The organism is Streptomyces sp. NPDC042102, assembly GCF_055582305.1.
The window spans coordinates 1339054-1356345 of record NZ_JBVJDL010000001.1; the positions used below are offsets into that span (position 1 = coordinate 1339054).

The following is a 17292-nucleotide window of genomic DNA, read 5'->3' on the forward strand; positions in this document are numbered from 1 at the left end:
GGGCAACACCGGGGCCCGGTCAGCGCCGGCGGCGCGAGCGGCGCAGCAGGATGCCGACGGCCGCGCCCGCCACCGCGGCGGTGGCGACGCCCGCGGCCGTGAGCCAGGTGGTCCGGTCGGCGTCGTCGGAGGCCGGGGCCGCCGTCGCGTCGGTCGACGGGATGTTCGCCTGGGGCTGGGCCGGGGAGGCGGTCCCGGCGGGCGTGGAGGCGTTGGGCGCGGCGGCGGGGCCGTACGCGGCGGCGGCGTCGACGGTGACCTCGCGCTCGCCGCGGCCCAGCGCCGGGAAGCCGGTCTCGACGGTGACCTTCCACTTGCCCTCGGGCAGCGTCTCGGCGGTGGTCCAGGACTTGGGGCCGGCGCTGTCGCGGATCAGCCGCCACGGGCCGACCGTGCGGGCGCCGTCGGAGCTGACCGCGTTGACGGTGGCGGCGACCCGCTCCTCGATGGCGTCCCCGTCGTTCTCCCAGGTGACGTCGGTGGTGACATGGCCGTCGCGGTGCCCGGTGACGACCACCTTCAGGGTGTCGCCGTGGGCGTACGCGGGGGCGGACGCGCCCAGGCAGAGGGCGAGGGAGGCCGCGGCCAGGGCGGCGGCCGGGGCGGTGTTCCGAATGCGCATGGCGGTGCTCCGGGGAGGTGGGAGGCGGAGGTGACGGACCGGCCGGGCCGTGCGGAGCCGGCCGGTCCGTGGGGATCCGTGGGGGGAGCGGGGACGTGCGGTGGGGGGACGTGGGGGAACGTGGGGGACGTGGGGTGGGGATGCGGGCAGGCGGGCCGCCCCGTGACGGCCCGCCTGCCCCGTGGGGGGTGCACCCGGTCGACGGGTGTCCGTCAGCCGGTCTTCTGGAGCGTCCAGCTCTGGGCCGTACGCCCGTCGGCCTTCTGCAGGTCGAGCAGCCGGGCCCCGTAGTACGGGCGGCCGCTCACGGTGAGGGCGAAGGCGCCGCTGCGCTCGGTGACCGTCACCGCTCCGTCGCGCGGCGTCAGCTTCCACTGCTGCTCGGCGGCGGAGCCGCAGGGCAGCTGCTGCACCCACATGCCGGCGGCCGGGGTGCCGCCGGGCTGGAGGCACTTGCCCGAGGACATCGAGCGGATGCGGACGAAGCCGCCGCCCGCGTCGTCGAAGTACCACTGCTGGTGCGCGTAGCCGTTGCTGCCCGAGCCGACCAGGACGGAGCCGTCGGCGGTGCGGCCGCCCCACAGCTCGGCGAACATCCCGGTGCTGCCGTTGCCCAGCGTGTAGCGCGTGTTCGGCGTCGTCGTGGCGCCGCCCGCCCCCGTGGTGCGGAAGGTCGTCGCCTTGCCCGGACCGGAGTCGCGGCCGGAGGCGTCACGCACCGAGACCGCCACCGTGTACGAGGTGTTGGGCTGGAGGTTGTAGATCCGCACCACCGTGCCCTGGACCCACGTCAGGTGCTTGCCGTTGAACATCACCTGGTACCAGGCCGCGCCCTGCACCTGGGGCCAGCTGACCACCACGGAGTCCGGCCGGATCTGGCCGGCCGTCACGTTCGGGCCGGCGCCAGGCTTGGCCGTCTTGGTCGGCGACGGGGACGGCTTGGGGCTCGGCCCCGGTCCCGGGTCGGTGCCGCCACCGCTGCCCTTGGTGCGCATCAGGAACTGGTTGTCCGCGATGTTCCAGTGCGTGGCCAGGTAGCTGCCCGGCTTGGGGCTGGTGTGGAAGTAGTCGTCGTGGTTGCAGTCGAGGATGTTCTCGGCGGCGCGGTTGGTGCAGACGTCGCGCATCTTCGGGTAGTACGGGCTGTCCGAGTAGCACATGACGTCCCACTCGTCCGTGCAGTGCGCGCCCCGGCTGGTGTTGGGGGCGCTGTTGTTGACGGCGCCCAGGTTGTGCCCGAGCTCGTGGGCGGCGGTGTGACCGCCCCAGCAGCCGGTGTCCGTACGGCCGTACGAGGGACCGAAGTTGCTGAGGTTGCTCTGACCCGGCCGCTCGTCCCCGTTGAAGGTGCCGATGCCGCAGTAGACCTGGGCGTCCGCGAAGATCATGTACTTGCGGTCGCGGCGGTCCAGGCCCTTCTCGGCCAGCGCCCGGTTGGTCGCGCTGAACTCGGCCAGGGCGGCGGCCGACAGCTCGATGTTGAGGACCGTCGGAGTGCAGTCCGCGGCCGTCACGTAGCGGATGTGGCGTACGCCGCCGGTCTCCTGCGCGCTCGCGGAGTAGATGACGTCGGCGTCGGCGGCCCACTTGCGCAGGGACGCGAAGTACTCGGAGAAGCGGTCCTTGCCGGGCGGGTGGACGTACACGACCTGGACGCGGTTGCCCGAGCTGCCGTCACCGTCGCACTGGACGGTCTGTCCGGCGGGGCCGGCGGCCGCGGTGCCACCGGCGCCGCTCGATCCGCCGGCCGCCTTGTCCGGGGCGGCCGTGCCGGTCGCGGCGGCGGCCGCGGGCTGCGGGGGAGTGGCGAGGCCGCCGGCCTTCGCGTCGACGGCGGGCGTGTCCTGAGAACGCTCGCCGCCCTGCGCGGGTGCCGGGTCCGCCTCGGGCTTGGCCGGATCGGCGGCGGGCGCCACGGTCTTGACCGCGGGCGCGGTGTCCTTGCTGACGTCCACGCCGTTCGGCGGGGCGTCGGGACCGTGGGTGCAGAGGCCCTTGTCCGTGCTGTACACACCGGCGCAGGAGTCGCCCTTGGGGGCGACCTTCAGCCCGTCGTAGATCATGCCGCGGGCCGGCTCGTTGGCCGGGACCTTGGTGAGGGGCTCGGGTTCCTCGTCGCGGGCCGGGGCGGAGGCCGGTTCGGCGACCTCCGCGGCCGGCGCGGCCTGGACCTTGGTGTCCTTCGGCCAGACGTTGCCGCCACCGGCCTGGTAGGCGAATCCTCCCGCGAGCACCGCCGCCACGGCCGCGGCGGCGGTGAGGCCTATGAGCCGTCCGCGAGGCCGTTTCCGACGCTCACGCTGGCGGTCGTTCAGTCTTCGATGCCTAGACATGCGCACCTCAATTCCTCAGTCAGGAGAGTGGGTGCGCGGAAGCCTGCCAGACCAGCTCGGTGGAGAATTCGGACAAACGGGAGCCCCGCCGGAGAATCCGTTCCGTTATCTGCGGGTCTGATTTGATGAACAGTCAACTCGCTTGAAAATCAAGGGAGTTACGCGCGTAACACGGGAATGGTCCAGGCCTTCTTAAGGATGTCGTTATGCAATCGAGATGTGAAGCGGAGGATTGTTGACGGGAATTCAGTACGGTTTTCATCCGTCGATCACTTCGTGAATGAGCCCTGTCACGGGGGGTGAGGAAGCGGCCCGTCCGTGGTGGCGACCCGCACGCCTCAGACCCAGTTGACCTCCGCCCGCGCCAGCAACGGGTCGTCCGTCATCCGGAACAGCGGGACCGCGAAGTTGCCCTGCCGGAACCGCCCGCCGAAATGCAGGCCGATCACGCGGTGGTCGGCGAGGTCGAAGACGGGGGAGCCGCTGTTGCCGCCCAGGGTGGAGCAGTCGTGCTGCATCGTGACCCCGTCCGGCAGCAGAGCCGTCGCCATCCCCGGCTGCAGCCGCTTGACGTTGTAGACGTCCATGAAGATGCGGCTCATGGCCTCGGGTTCGTTCCGGCGGCCGTCCGCCGCCGGATAGCCCACCACGTACACCGGGCGGCCCACCAGATCCGGCGGCGCCTCGGCGGCGACCGGGAGCGCGGAGGGCAGCCGATCGCCGCCGCCCGCGGCCAGCGAGACCCGCAGCAGCGCCATGTCGACCTCCTGGTGGATCCCGATCACCTCGGTCACCGTGAACTCCAGCGAGTGGTCCGACGCCGGTGCGCCCAGCTCCTCCGCCGTGTCGATCCGGGCGCCCATGCCCGCCCGGAAGCCGAAGCCGCCCTGCCCGTCGGCACGGGTGAACTCGGCGGCGACGTGCCGGTTGGTCATCACGACGTCCTCGGAGACCAGGAAGCCCGTACCCAGCCAGTCCAGATCGGTGTGCCCGGTCACCTCCACCCGGCCGACCCGGGCGATCGACTCCCGGATCCGGTCCCGCTGCCCGTCCAGGACCGCCCAGTCACCGGACTGGGCGGCGAAGTCCTGGCCCTGGACCAGGATCGCCGGCCGGCCCTCCAGCAGGACGATCGCCTCCACGCCGAAGTACTCGTCCTCGTCGATGTCCGCGCCGCGGCCCTCGGCCAGTTTCTCCAGGCCCCGCGCCCCCGCCCGCAGCACCCTGGCCCGCTCCTCCTGGGCGGCCCGGCCGATCTGCGCCGCCGTGGCGTCCACCGGCGGCAGTTCCTCGTCCGACTCGAGCACCTCCGCGTCCAGCCCCGCGCGCACACGCGCCGCGACCGCCAGCAGGTCCTCGCCGAAGACCTGCTCGGGCCCGGTCGCCACCGGTGAACCACCGCGCATCTCACACCTCCTGGGGTTGTGCGTGCCGCGCCAGGCCCGCCTGGGCCGCCGCGATCTCGTCGTGGACCTGTGGGCTGTGCTCGCGCAGGTGCCGCATGATGGCGCTCAGCTGCGTACCGACGTTGACGAACGCCGTGTCCTTGCCCTGGAAGCTGACGTCCGTGACGCGCCGCGTGCCGCGGTGCAGGGCCACCACCGTCCAGTCGTCGGTCAGGACCGGCGAGCCGGACGAGCCGCCGCGGGTGTCGGTGAAATAGCGCACGTCCGTCTCGTCCGCCTCGAAGACCAGGTTGTTGCGCAGCGCGATCCGCTTCGGCTCCCCGCCCGGGTGCTGGATGATGTTGACCGCGACCGGTACGTCCTTCTCCACCCGCAGCGGCTCGGTCGCCACCCGCAGGAACGGCCGGCCCCCCGCCCCGGTCAGCCGCAGCACCGCGTAGTCGAGCCCCTCGTCCGAGGCGACGAGCGCGCTCGCCGGGATCTCCTCGGCCCCGGCGTCGTCGTCGCCGACGTAGTCGAAGCGCGAGCGCGAGCCGCGCGCCTGGAGGTCCAGATCGGCCGGGTCGACCACCGGGCGCTCGCCCGTACCGCGCTTGCGGGCGGTGACCACATGGTGATTGGTCACCAGCAGGTCGGGGGTGATCAGCCAGCCCGTCCCGTTGTGCGGCAGCGCCAGCGGCTGCATCGGCGCACCCCCTTGGTACGGCAGCACCTTCACCCGGGCCACGGACGTGCCCGCGTGCGCGCCGCCGCCGAGGAACGCGAACGGCACGGTGTCGTCGTGGAAGACGATCTCCTCCTTCGTCTCCCCGGTCGGCACGTCCGGTGCCACGTCGGGCTCGCCGGCCGCGTCGCGCACCACCTGGTCCAGAGCGGTCAGGAACACGTCCCGGGCGGCCGCCTCGGTGAGCTGGTCCACGGCGTTGCGCAGCCAGAGCGCCAGCGGGACGCTGCCGTCGACCAGCCGCTCCACCCGGTTCATCTCGTTCAGGTCCGACAGGACCTGGTGGCCGGGGGAGGGCATCAACGGCAGCGAGGCGTAGTACTTGGGCAGGACCCCCTGGAACAGCAGCCGCCGCAGCATCGGGTCGCTCAGACCCGACTCCACCGCGGTGTCGCGCAGCCGCCCGATGTCCTCCAGCGGCAGATACGGGTCGCTCATGGTCGATCAGGCCGCTCGGTGGCCGTTCCTTTCCCCAGGGTGGTGTTCGGATCCGGGTCCGGCCTCCGTGGCCGGCCCCGCCGCCCCGCCCCCGGCCGCCCCGGCCATCGGCCCCGCCGTACCCGCAACCGGCACGGCGCCCCCGGCCGGCCCCGCCGCCACGCCCGCGGTCATCTCCGCGCCCAGTGCCGCCGCCACGCCCGTGACCAGCTCGCCGCTGCGGTCCTCCAGGTTCAGCAGCCGCCGCGCCAGCCGATCCAGGGTGCCGCGCCGGCGCGCCTCGCGCAGCATGCCCGTCATCCCGGTGTGGGTGCCCCCGGTCGAGGGCTCGCCGTCCGGCGGCCCGGCGGCGTTGGCCAGCAGGCTGCGCATCGAGTCCCGCAGCTCCGGCTGGCGCGCCACCGCCTGTCCGATGGCCTCCGCCAGGGCGTCCAGGACCGCCTCCTCCGCCGGAGGCAGCCCCACCACGTCCAGCGCCCGTTCCAGCAGCCGCGGCGAGGTCCGCGCGGCCTCCGCCGCCGCGGCCCGCACCAGCGCGGGCTGCCGCTGGAGCTCCTCGTCCGGCAGCCGCCCCAGCCGCTCGGCGAGCTGCACTCCCACGTCCGCGTTCCCGGTTCCGGTCCCGCCCCTGCCTTCGGGGCCCGGGGCGTCGCGGTCACCGGCCAGCCGCGCCCGGAACAGCAGCACGCCCAGCGCCTCGAAGTCCTTGCCCAGACCGGTGGCGATCTCCTCGGCCTCCATCAGGTCCTCGTCGGCCCCGCGCAGGTCGCCGTCGTCCGCGGCCAGCCGCGCCGACAGTTGCAGCAGTTCCAGCTGGAGTTCCGGGACACCGGTCTCGTCGGCACGCGCCACGGCCTCATCGGCGGCCGCCCTGGCCTCCGTACGGCGGCCCAGCCGGTCCAGGGTCTCCACCCACAGCGGGTACAGCGGGCTGCCCGCGGTCCACGGCCGGCCCTCGGAGAGCCGGCCGGCGGCCGTCTCCGTGAACCCCTGGGCCAGCAGGTCCTCGACCTCACGGGCGGTGATCCGCTCCCAGTCCTCCTGGTCGGCCGCCGCCAGCACCTCGTCCGGGGTGTGCCCGCCCATCCGTCCGCCCAGGTACGCGGCCGAACGCCCGGCCATGTCCTGGCCCGCACCCGCCAGATAGCGCTCCACGCCCGGCAGCCAGCGCTCCTCCACCTCGCGCGGGTTCTCGTTCAGCCGCAGCCGGTGGTAGATCTCCTCGGCCCGTGCCTCCGGCCCCTCCCGCGCGGCGTAGTACGCGACGGCCCGCTGCCCGACCGCCCGCATCAGGTCCATCCGGGCCCGGTCGGCCAGCCGCAGCATGATGGCCCGCAGATCGGCGCGGTGGCGGACGGCGTCGTGCTCGTCGGGTTCGACCAGGTCCAGCCGGGCCAGCAGCGCGAACAGCCGCCGGGCCTCCTCCTCGGTGGGCACCGGCAGTCCGCACGGCTCGGCGAGCACCTCCCGGATCAGCTCGGGCGTGATGGTCCGCAGCGCCAGCCCCCCTTGCACCAGGGCGCGCACGTCGTCCTGCCCGATCCGGCTGAGGATCCGCTCGTACAAGGTCCCCTGGATCAGCATCTGGTCGACCTTGCGGAAGATGTGCCGGCGGTGGCCGGGGAGCGAGACGATCAGCTCGGTCAGCGACGCGGCCCCGGGGCCTTCCTGCGACGCCGCCCGCGCCGCCAGCCTCAGGCTCAGCGGATGCCCGCCCACCCGTGCCGCCAGCTCCCGCGCCAGCCCCTCGTCCGCCACCCCGCAGGACACCAGCAGCGCCACGGCCGCCTCCTGGTCGAGGTCACCGAGTTCCAGGGTGCGCGGCTGCACCGGCCGGCCCGGGTGCGGGGTCAGGGCCCGCCCGGCGACGACGGTCCGCAGCCGCGGGTGGACCTCCGCCAGGGCGCTCCACACGGCCCACATCCGGCCCAGCACCGGGGAGGCGCTGTACTGGGCCTCCTCGAAGGAGTCGATCACCAGCACGAACGGCGGCTGTTCCGCGCTCGTGCGCTCCCCGACGACGCCCACCACCAGACCGGCCAGCCGGTGCGCCAGGTCGTACTCGCGCGCGGCGGCCAGGCTGTGCACGCCCGTCGAGGTGCTCCGCCCCACCGTCGCGCGGGTGGTGGAGAGCTCGTAGAGCTCGTCGACCCGGCCCTGTTCGGCGCGGTGGGTTCCGGCGGTCTGCTCGCATTCCCGGGCGAGGGCGTCGAACTCGGCGCGCCGCTCGGGGTACTGGACGCCCAGCTGGCGGGCCATCTCGCCGATCAGGGTGGCCGGTTCGTGCACCGACAGGGTGGGCCGCTCGAAGTCGATGTACGCGAAGGGGAACCCGCCGGGGAAGTCGCGCAGGCTCTCCAGCAGGCACTTGGCGAGCAGCGTGCTCTTGCCGATCCCGCCCGGGCCGTGGACCAGCAGCGGCGGCACCGGTTCGGAGTCGGCTCCGATCACATGACCGATGCCCTCGCGCATCCGCAGCAGCCGCCCGTGCAGGGAGTGCGGGGGCAGCCCGATGTACGCGCGCAGCTCGTCGAGTTCCTCGGCGCGGCCCTGGAAGGAGCCCCGCACCAGGCGTTCCAGGGGCTGGAGCAGCCGGGCCCGCTCCAGCAGCCGCTGGACGTCCGCGACCTGCGGGATGTGCGTGATGCCCGGCACCCGGGCGAGCCACAGCACGGCCTGCAAGGTGTGCGGCAGCTCGTCCGCGTTCTGCCGCGGCAGGTCCGGGGGCGTCCCGCTGAGGTACGCCAGCGCCGTGCGCTCGGGGCCGGGGCCGGGCGGTATCTGGTCGAGGTTGGCCAGCAGGGCCTGGCGGGCCTCCTGCGGCCCGGAGAGACCGCTCAGCGCGATATCGCGGACCGACGGCTTGAGCACCCAGACGGTGCCCGACTCCGGGCTGACGGCCCGGCAGTCGTCCACCAGTTCCAGGCCTGCCCCGCCGGTGGGCCGTACGTCGCCGGGCAGCCGCAGCAGGGCCGGGTCGAACCGGGTGAGCAGGCAGGCGGCGGCGCGGTAGGCGGTGCGCAGCGCGGACACCGGCGGCGGGCCGGGCGCGGCGGCCGTGGCGCACAGCCGCTCCCGCAGCAGCGCGGCGAAGTTCTGCCCGGGGGCGAGGGAGCGGTAGACGCGGATGGTGTCCTCCGCGGCCGTACAGAGCTTGCGCATGTAGCTGTCGGGCCCGGGCGCCCGCGCCGCCTCCAGGACGGCCGGCAGGGCCGCCTCCACCAGGGCGGTGACCCGGGCCGGGTCCGGGGGCGGCTGCTCGGGCGCCGCCGGTTCCGCGAAGAACTGCTCGAAGAACAGCCGCATGTCGTCGGCGTCGGCCTGCCGGGCCGTGTCGCGGACCTCGTTCTTGCGGATCTCGTAGGGGAGTTGGCGCATCGAAGCCGAATAGCCGAGCAGCACCAGGCGCGGTGCGGCGTCCCGGCGGACCGGGGTGTGATCGTAGATGGCCTGGGCGAGCTTGCCGATGCAGTCCCACACGTCGGAGTTCAGATCGGCCCGGTCGCAGTCGTCGATCACCAGCCAGAAGCGCTCCCGGGCGGCGGTCGCCCGCCGGACGATGTCGTGGACGGCGTCGTCGATCGACGGCAGTGGATCGTTCAACTGTGTCGGATTCAACGGGGGGATGCCGGCGGAGTCCGCGAGGAAACCGGCGAGGCGGCGGACGATGTCCACGCCGGTGGAGGCCTGGTTCAGGGACACCCGGACCGGATGGAACGTGCAGTGCAGCCCGAGGTGGCGCAGGAACGTGTAGGTGTAGGACCGCCCGCTGTCCGGCTCACCGTCGACCAGCAGCACCGTCTTGTCGGGGTCCTCGTGGAACTCCTGGATGCGTTTGCGCAGGTCCGCGCGGTCGAGGAACACCTCGGAGCCGTTCTTCAGGACGCTGGCGAGGAAGGGGTCGCGCGAGGAGGCCACGAGCCGGGCGGCGTCCTCCAGCTCGGTCCTGATGTGCCCGGCGACCTGGCCCTCGGGGAGCGAGGCGAGCGTGTCCTGCCGGGTCAGGCCCTGGAGCAGCAGCAGCTGGGCGGGGATACCCGCCTCGCGCACCGCCTGGACGGTGGCCAGGGCGTAGGAGCTGGCGGTCTCGCCGAAGGCGATGGTGCCGACGAATTCGGGGGTGAAGCCGATTTGTACGAGTGTCTGACGAGGTGCACCGGTGAGGAAGAGGTGGTCCCGCACCCATTGGGTGACGAGGTCCCATTCGGTATCGGTGAGCGACATAGCGCACCTGCACAGCCGCCGCAGCGGAACGGGGAGACGGACTGCCTGACACCTGTCATCGTTTCACCGCCGCCGGTCGGCTGCAACGCGGCCGAACAGCGCGCGCACCGGCACCCGGACGGGTGCGCTGCCCAGGTATTCACGAATGCCGTGATGGCTCTTGCTGCGGTTGTCGACCAGGTGGTCGCTCACGAGTTCGGCCGGCGCGTAGTCGGGCCGCAGCCAGTGGTCCAGCGCCACCACGTCGCGCAGGTCGGACACGTTGCGCCAGGCCGCCACACCGGCCGGGACGGCGGGCGGCCGGGCGAGCAGGTCCTGGACCTCGGTGATCCCCAGCGGTGAACCGAGGCTGACGAACAGGCTGACGGGGCGCCCCTCCTCGCGCAGCACCTCGTAGGCGACGACCGAGCCCAGACTGTGGCCGACCACGACGAGCGGCCCGTCACCGGCCTCGGCGAGCTCGGCGCGTACGGTGTCCCGGACGGCCGGCCCGATCCCGCCGAAGAAGTACGCGTGGACGTCCACGAACGTGCGCCGGACCAGCTCCTTGAAGACCGGCACGCGCAGGGCGGCGGGAAGCGGCAGCAGTTCCCTGGCGCCGCGGGCGTCCTCGTCCTCGTCGCGGCCGAGGGTCGCCGCCGCGTAGGTCATCCTCGTCAGCCAGGCCGCCAGCGCGGTCTCGCCGGGGGCGGGCCCCGCATCCCGCCCTTCGCCGTCGTCGTACCCGCCCCTGCCCTCCGTCTCGGGCCGCCCGGCGGCCTCCCGGAGGGTGCGCTCGATGAACTCGTGCGCGCCCTCCGGTCCGGCCGCCGCGCCGTCGGCCTGCGGGAGCTCCTGGAGGAGCCGCGCGGCGGGGAGCTCCTCGGGGCGGTCGTCGGGCAGCGGCACGGGGTGGCGCAGCGGGGCCCAGTAGGCCACCCGCGACGCCACGCCCATGTCCTGGCCGAAGAGCGCGTGGTCCCAGCGGGACTTGAGCAGCTCCTTGCGGACCTTGTTCCCGTTGCCGTGGACGTAGAGGATCGTGGCAGCCACCGTCAGTTCCGGACGATCATGTCCTCGAAGGTCTCCAGGTGCTTCCAGCGCTCGGCGGGCGCGCGGGTGACGGGCATGAGGTCGGCGCCGGGCAGCGGACCGAAGTCCAGCCCGGTGAGTTCGACGATGTCCGCGACCGGCACCTGGAAGGTGCGGAAGGCCCCGAGCGGCGGTGGGTCCCCGGGCCGGGCGCCGGCCATCGCGCGCTCGTAGTCGCGCGTGAGGTCCGGGCTCTGGTCGAGGATGTAGGCCGTCGAGGCGAGCGATCCGCCCTGGAGGAAGGCGGCGACCTTCCAGAACCGCAGCGGCACCTGCATGCCCCGGTAGGGCGGGTCGGAGTCCTGCAGGACCGGGCCGGTCATCACGGTCAGCCTGCGGTCGAACTCGGCGGCGTGGTCGAGCAGGTAGTTCTCCAGCCCCTGCCACAGCTGCTTGCCCTGGTTGAACACGTCGGCCTGCGGGGCCGCGTTGGTGAAGTGGAAGGTGTCCACGTTGGCACGGTTCGCCTCGGGTGCGGCACCCCAGACCGGGTCCAGACGGCGCACCAGATGGCCGCGGTCCAGGGAGTTGTCGCGGTAGACGTCGTTGCCGCACTGCTGCGCCTCGGGCACCCGTGGGTCGAACACCCACTTGTCGTCGCGGGGCACGTCCTCGAGGATCTTCGCGCCGTCGATGCAGACGGCGGTGGAGGCGGCCAGCCGCCGGTCGGGGCGCAGGACGACGGTGAAGTGCGTGTACGGCAGGACGACGGTCTCGACGCCGGGGGAGGCGGGCATCGGGAGCGGCACGGTGGTGCCCAGGAAGTCGGGGTCGTAGCCCGCACGGTCGGACAGATCGGCACGGCGGTTCGCGGAGGTCGCCTTCGGATCCGATGGTGTCTCAATTGCGTTCATAACATTGACGTACCGCGCGGAAGGGATCTTTCACGGCGCCGTGGGTCCCCGCCACCCGAACAGCGGCCACTCCTGATTCGGACGGCGGTCGGTACGGGAACCCATGCCCGCGACATCCCCTCCCTCCCCGCCCCAAGGAGTTCCCGTGCCCACTGGCCTCTCCCTCCACATCGGCCTCAACAGAGTCGACCCCGACCGGTACGACGGCTGGGACGGCAAGCTCGTGGCCTGCGAGAACGACGCCCGCGACATGGCGGCCCTGGCCCGGGGCAGCGGGTTCGAGGAGACGGTGATCCTGACCGATCAGGGCACGGTGGCGAACATCACCGGTGAGCTGCGCAAGGCCGCCGGACGGCTGAAGAAGGGCGACATCCTGTTCTTCACCTACTCGGGCCACGGCGGCCAGGTGCCCAACACCGTGGGCGGCGACACCGAGGCCGACCGGCGGGACGAGACCCTGGTCTTCTTCGACCGCCAGTTCCTCGACGACGAGTTGTACCGCGAGTTCCAGAAGCTGGCCGAGGGCGTGCGGGTCGTCGCGCTCCTGGACTGCTGCCACAGCGGCACCGCCATCGAGTCCGTCCGGGAGATGCTGACCCCGCAGGCGCTGGAGTCGCAGTTCCAGACCCGCGACCCCGGGCAGGTCGAGGCCGCGTCCCGGATGGTGCCGGAGTGGAAGCAGCAGGAGCTCTACGAGCGGCACCGCGACGTGTACCAGGAGCTCCAGCGCGAGCTCGCGGCGGTCAGGGGCAACGGCGGCCGGGCACCGGACGCGGTCCTGATCGGCGCCTGCCAGGACAACCAGGTCGCCTCCGACGGCAGCGTCAACGGCCTGTTCACCGAGAAACTGCTCAAGGTGTGGAACAACGCCGGCTTCCAGGGCGGCTACCGCGACTTCCACCGCGGCATCCAGCGCATCATGCCGCCCAACCAGAGCCCGAACTTCTACACCACGGGCGCGCCCGGCCCCGACTTCCTCGGCCAGAAGCCCTTCACCATCTGACGTACGCTCGAAGGGTCGGGGACGCCTTCCGCGCCGAAGGAGGATCCATGACGACCCACTCGTCCCGATCCGGGCGGCGGTGCGCCGCAACCGCCCTCGCGCTGGCCCTGGCCGGCGGCCTGCTCACCACCGTGACCGCTCCGGCCCACGCGCACGCCCCCGTCACCTGCGTGCAGGGGTACGTCCCCCGGGCCGCGTACGAGGGCGACCTGGTCTGTGTGACCCCCGGGATCCGGGACCAGACGGCCCGCGAGAACCAGCTCGGCCCCTCGCGCCGGCTGCCCGGCGGCGCCTACGGGCCCGAGACCTGCAAGCCGGGCTTCGTCTGGCGGGAGGCCGGGCCGCGGGACCTGGTGTGCGTGCCTCCCGCCAGCCGCGACCAGGCCCGGCGCGACAACGCGGCAGCCCTCTCCCGCATCGCGAACTGACCGCGCTCGCGACCGGCGGTCGCCGGGGGCCCGGCGGTCGCGGGCGTCCCGCCGGCCACGCGGGCCGGCGGGACGCCCCTTCAGCGGGCCCGGGTCAGAAGCGGCCGGGCGGGATGGGCGAGGACGGGACCGGCTTCGGGGCCGCCTCGCGCCGCGGGGCCTGCTCCGTACGACAGGTGATGTCCTCGTACGGCAGCCTGCCGGTCGCCAGGTACGCGCTGACCGGGGCGTTGGCGCAGGACGTGGGGTCGAGGGCGTACACCCCGTGCCCCTCACCGCCCTCCACCAGGACCATCCGCGAGCCCTTCAGCGCGCGGTGCAGCCCCTGGCCGCTGACGAGCGGGGTCTGGGAGTCCCACTCGTTCTGCACCGTCATCACCGGCGTCCGGTTGTTGACGGCCGTCACCTTCTCCGCCGGCGCGTCCCAGAAGGCGCACGGCTTGATGTTCGAGGCGAAGTCGCCGTACAGCGGATAGCGGGCCTTGTCGCGGACCGCGTCGCGGCGGTACTGCTCCGGGTCGCGCGGCCACGCGGCGGTGTCACCGCACACCACGGACCAGAAGACCGCCGTGCTGTTGTCCTCCGCCGGAGCCGCCAGGCCCGCGCGCGTGAACCGGGACGCGTCCGGCAGAGCCGTCGGTGCGGGCCGGCCCTCGGCGGCCGCCTTCAGGACGGCCACGAACTGCGCGGCCTCCCGGGGATAGAAGAAGATCGGCCGCCAGCCGCGGATGTCGTCACCGGTCAACTTCTGCCCTTCGACCTCGATCGGGTCGCGGTCGGCCCGTGCCACGAGGTCCCAGAAGGTCCGGGACACCGCGGCCGGCGTGTCGCCGAGGTGGAACTCGCCGGCCCGCTCCGCCGTCCACTGCGTGAACCGCTGGAAGGCCGGCTCGGCGCCCTCGGCCCACACCTGGATCATGCCCCGCCAGGCGCGTTCCGGGTCCACCCCGCTGTCCAGCACGAAGCGGTCGGTGCGCTGGGGGAACATCTCCGTGTACACCGCGCCCAGGTACGTCCCGTACGAGTAGCCCACGTACGAGATCTTCCGCTCGCCCAGCGCGGCCCGGATGGCGTCCATGTCCCGGGCCGTGTTGCGCGTGGTGATGTGCGGCAGCACGGAGCCGACCCGCTCCTTGCACTTCTGTGCCACGCCACGCGCCCACGCCACGTCGGCGTCGAACGTCTCCGGCTTGTAGGGGCGGTCGAATCGCGCGTCGGCCTCGGTCAGACCGCAGGTGACCGGGCTGCTGCGGCCGACCCCGCGCGGGTCGAAGCCGATGAGGTCGTACTGTTCGCGCACCTCCTTCGGCAGGGCCTGGTCCATCAGGACCGGCAGGTCCAGGCCGCTGCCGCCCGGGCCGCCGGGGTTGAAGAGCATCACGCCGCGGCGCTTGGCCGGATCGGCCGCCTTCAGCCGGGAGACCGCCAGGTCGATCTGCTGGCCCTTGGGCTTCTTGTAGTCGAGTGGGACCTTCAGCGTCGCGCACTCCAGCGCGGCGAGTTCCTCGGAGTCGCAGCGCTGCCAGAGAGGCGTCTGCTGCGGGGCTTGCGGTGCCGGTGCGGCCGACGCCTGGGCGGGCGTCAGAGCGGGTAAGACCGTGGCGATGATGCCCGCGGCGAGCATCGGCGCCCATCGACGCATGCGCACGAAAGCCGTTCCTTTCGCTGATGTCAGGACATCCCCACCCTGGGACACGGAACGGCTCCGCGAATCATCATCAGGGTGGGGGTGTCCTACACCTCAGGAACGAGGGCGAAAGGAGACAACTGTCTTGAAATGAGAGCTGGTTGGGAGGTTGGGCCTTATCCGGTCACATCGGAGGCGGCGGCCCTGGGACCGTCCGGACCCTCCCGTACCTCCAGCCCCTCCGCCCCCTTCAGTCCCTCCGGGAGCCGGCCGGAGTGCACGATGCCCAGCGTCTGCGTGGCGCGGGTCAGGGCGACGTACAGATCGCTCGACCGGAAGTCCGCCGGTTCCACGACGACCACCGTGTCGAACTCCAGACCCTTGGCCTGCCGCGGCTCCAGCAGGGCGACGGCCCGGGTCAGGTCCGGCTCCGTCCCCGCCCGTACCCCGGGCAGGACCGCGGCCAGCGCCTCGTGCAGCGCGCGCGGCGCGATCACCGCGAGCCGCCCCTCGGCCGGCGTCCCCTGCTCGACGGCCGCCCCGACCGCACGCGTGAGGTCGCCGGTCGCCCGCACCCAGGGCCGCACCCCCGTGGACCGCACCGACGCCGGCGGCTCGAACCCCGGGTGCCGGGCCCGCAGTACGGCGGCCGCCACGTCCATGACCTCGGCGGGCGTGCGGTAGTTGACACCGAGCCGCACCATCTCCCAGCGGTCCCCGACGTACGGCTGGAGCATCCGGGCCCACGACCCGCAGCCCGCCTCGTCGGCGGTCTGGGCCGGATCGCCCACCAGCGTCATCGACCGGGTCGGGCAGCGCCGCATCAACAGCCGCCATGCCATGGCCGACAGCTCCTGCGCCTCGTCGACGATGACGTGCCCGAACGCCCAGGTCCGGTCGGCTGCGGCGCGTTCGGCCGCACTGCGGTGGTCCTCCTCCTCGTGCCGCTCCGCCATGCGCTCGGCGTCGATGATGTCGTGGGCGGCGAGGTACTCGTTCTCCTGGTCCTCGAACTCGTAGCTCTCCGAACCCGCCGACAGGTCCAGCACGCCCTGCGCGTACGCGACCCGCTCCAGACGCTCCCGCTCCGCCGCGGCGCGCTGCGCGGTCTCGTCCACGCCGAGCAGCTCGGCGGCCTCGTCCAGCAGCGGGACGTCGGCCGGGGTCCAGTCGCCGCCGCTCCGCCGGATCAGCGCCGCGTCCGCCCCGGACAGATGGGTGGGCTCGGCCAGGAAGTCGGCGATCAGCCGCTGGGGGGTGAGCGAGGGCCACAGCGTGTCGATCGCCTCGTGCACCGGGCCGCTGGTCGCGATCTCCTTGCCGAGCTGGGCGATGTCGTCCGGGCCCAGCAGGTTGGGCCCGCCGAAGGGGTCCGCGCCGAGCCGGTCGGCGAGCTGTTCGGTGAGCGCGTCGATGATCCGGAAGGCGAAGTACGGGCGCGCCAGGTTGTGCGGCAGCCCGGTGGAGCGGGCCCGGTCCCGGGCCTCGTGGGCCATGGTCCGGTCCAGCAGCAGGATGCCGTAGTCGTCGTGGTCGATCTCCAGCGCGGCCTCGGGCACCACGTCGCTCTCCTCGCCGCTGCCCGCCGGGACGGTCTCGGGCAGCGTCTGGCGGTCGCGGACGACCCGCGCGAGTACGTCGGCCATGACGGCCCGGCCCTTGACGGCGGCCGCGCCGGGCCGGTCGGCGCCGGTGGCGCGCACGCCGGGGAACAGCTCGCCGGGGCTGGCGAGCAGCACCCCGGTCTCACCGAGGGCGGGGAGCACCTCGCCGATGTAGCGGAGGAAGGCGGGGCCCGGGCCGACGATCAGTACGCCGCGCCGGGCGAGCTGCTCGCGGTGCGCGTACAGCAAGTACGCGGCGCGGTGCAGGGCGACGGCCGTCTTGCCGGTGCCGGGTCCGCCCTCGACGACCAGCACTCCGCGGTGCGGGGAGCGGATGATGCGGTCCTGCTCGGCCTGGATCGTCTCCACGATGTCGTGCATCCGGCCGGTGCGGGCGGCGTCGAGCGCGGCGAGCAGCACGGCGTCCGCGTCGGCCCCCTCGTGACCGGTGCGCTCGGGGTCGGTGAGGTCGAGGATCTCGTCGTGCAGGGCGGTGACCTGCCGGCCCCGGGTGGTGATGTGGCGGCGCCGGCGCAGTCCCATGGGGTGGTGACCGGTCGCGAGGTAGAACGGCCGGGCGACTTCGGCGCGCCAGTCGACGACCAGGGGAGTGCGTTCCGGGTCGTCCTCGCGGATTCCGATACGGCCGATGTGGTGGTCCTGGCCGTCGGCGAACTCCAGGCGGCCGAAACACAGGCCGCTCTCACCCGCATTCAGCGCGGAAAGCAGACCGGACTGTTCGGCGACCAGCACTTCGCGTTCGAGCCGCTCCTGATATCCGTTCCCGACCTGGCGCAGCGCCCGGCGCACGGCCCCTTCGGCCTGGTCGCGCAGGTCGTCGAGGCGAGCGTAGAGCGCGGTGATGAATTTCTGCTCGCTCCGGAATTCCGCGGTTGACAATTCCACTCCTGACGCGATATGGTGTGCCCATGAACTTCTTCACGCCCTCAGGGGTTTC

Annotated in this window: 11 protein-coding genes; 2 read left to right on the forward strand and 9 right to left on the reverse strand. The window is 73.1% G+C overall.

Annotated features, from left to right (window positions below):
* Positions 1-19: 19 nt before the first annotated feature.
* From ACZ6KO_RS05435 to ACZ6KO_RS05465, 7 genes are all read right to left on the reverse strand, one after another.
* Complete coding sequence (locus ACZ6KO_RS05435) at positions 20-622, reverse strand: hypothetical protein (RefSeq protein ID WP_469300273.1); 603 nt, start codon at positions 620-622, stop codon at positions 20-22.
* Positions 623-834: 212 nt separating this feature from the next.
* Positions 835-2856: an RICIN domain-containing protein gene (locus ACZ6KO_RS05440; protein WP_469300277.1), complete on the reverse strand. Its 2022-nt coding sequence runs from the start codon at positions 2854-2856 to the stop codon at positions 835-837.
* 437 nt (positions 2857-3293) lie between these two features.
* Entirely contained in the window at positions 3294-4361 is a 1068-nt protein-coding gene (locus ACZ6KO_RS05445) for a trypsin-like serine peptidase (protein ID WP_469300279.1), read from the reverse strand.
* A 1-nt stretch (position 4362) separates the two neighbouring features.
* Positions 4363-5523 carry a trypsin-like peptidase domain-containing protein gene (locus tag ACZ6KO_RS05450; RefSeq protein ID WP_469300281.1) on the reverse strand — a complete coding sequence of 387 codons (1161 nt, stop codon included), beginning with the start codon at positions 5521-5523 and terminating at the stop codon, positions 4363-4365.
* 6 nt (positions 5524-5529) lie between these two features.
* Positions 5530-9747 (reverse strand): AAA family ATPase, encoded by a 4218-nt coding sequence (locus tag ACZ6KO_RS05455; RefSeq protein WP_469300284.1) that lies wholly within the window; start codon positions 9745-9747, stop codon positions 5530-5532.
* A 63-nt stretch (positions 9748-9810) separates the two neighbouring features.
* Positions 9811-10779: an alpha/beta hydrolase family protein gene (locus ACZ6KO_RS05460; protein WP_469300287.1), complete on the reverse strand. Its 969-nt coding sequence runs from the start codon at positions 10777-10779 to the stop codon at positions 9811-9813.
* A gap of 2 nt (positions 10780-10781) precedes the next feature.
* Entirely contained in the window at positions 10782-11672 is an 891-nt protein-coding gene (locus tag ACZ6KO_RS05465) for a DNA/RNA non-specific endonuclease (RefSeq protein WP_469300289.1), read from the reverse strand.
* A gap of 145 nt (positions 11673-11817) precedes the next feature.
* On the opposite strand from ACZ6KO_RS05465, the gene ACZ6KO_RS05470 reads away from it, so the two are divergent.
* Both ACZ6KO_RS05470 and ACZ6KO_RS05475 read left to right on the forward strand, forming a co-directional pair.
* The gene (locus ACZ6KO_RS05470) at positions 11818-12675 is read left to right on the forward strand and encodes a caspase family protein (RefSeq protein WP_469300291.1); all 858 of its coding nucleotides are present in this window, start codon (positions 11818-11820) and stop codon (positions 12673-12675) included.
* A 47-nt stretch (positions 12676-12722) separates the two neighbouring features.
* Positions 12723-13103 carry a hypothetical protein gene (locus ACZ6KO_RS05475; RefSeq protein WP_469300295.1) on the forward strand — a complete coding sequence of 127 codons (381 nt, stop codon included), beginning with the start codon at positions 12723-12725 and terminating at the stop codon, positions 13101-13103.
* A 94-nt stretch (positions 13104-13197) separates the two neighbouring features.
* Here ACZ6KO_RS05475 and ACZ6KO_RS05480 read toward each other — a convergent pair whose 3' ends face one another.
* Positions 13198-14745 (reverse strand): alpha/beta hydrolase, encoded by a 1548-nt coding sequence (locus ACZ6KO_RS05480; RefSeq protein ID WP_469301563.1) that lies wholly within the window; start codon positions 14743-14745, stop codon positions 13198-13200.
* A gap of 161 nt (positions 14746-14906) precedes the next feature.
* Positions 14907-17234: a HelD family protein gene (locus tag ACZ6KO_RS05485; protein WP_469300297.1), complete on the reverse strand. Its 2328-nt coding sequence runs from the start codon at positions 17232-17234 to the stop codon at positions 14907-14909.
* Between the last annotated feature and the right edge of the window lie 58 nt (positions 17235-17292).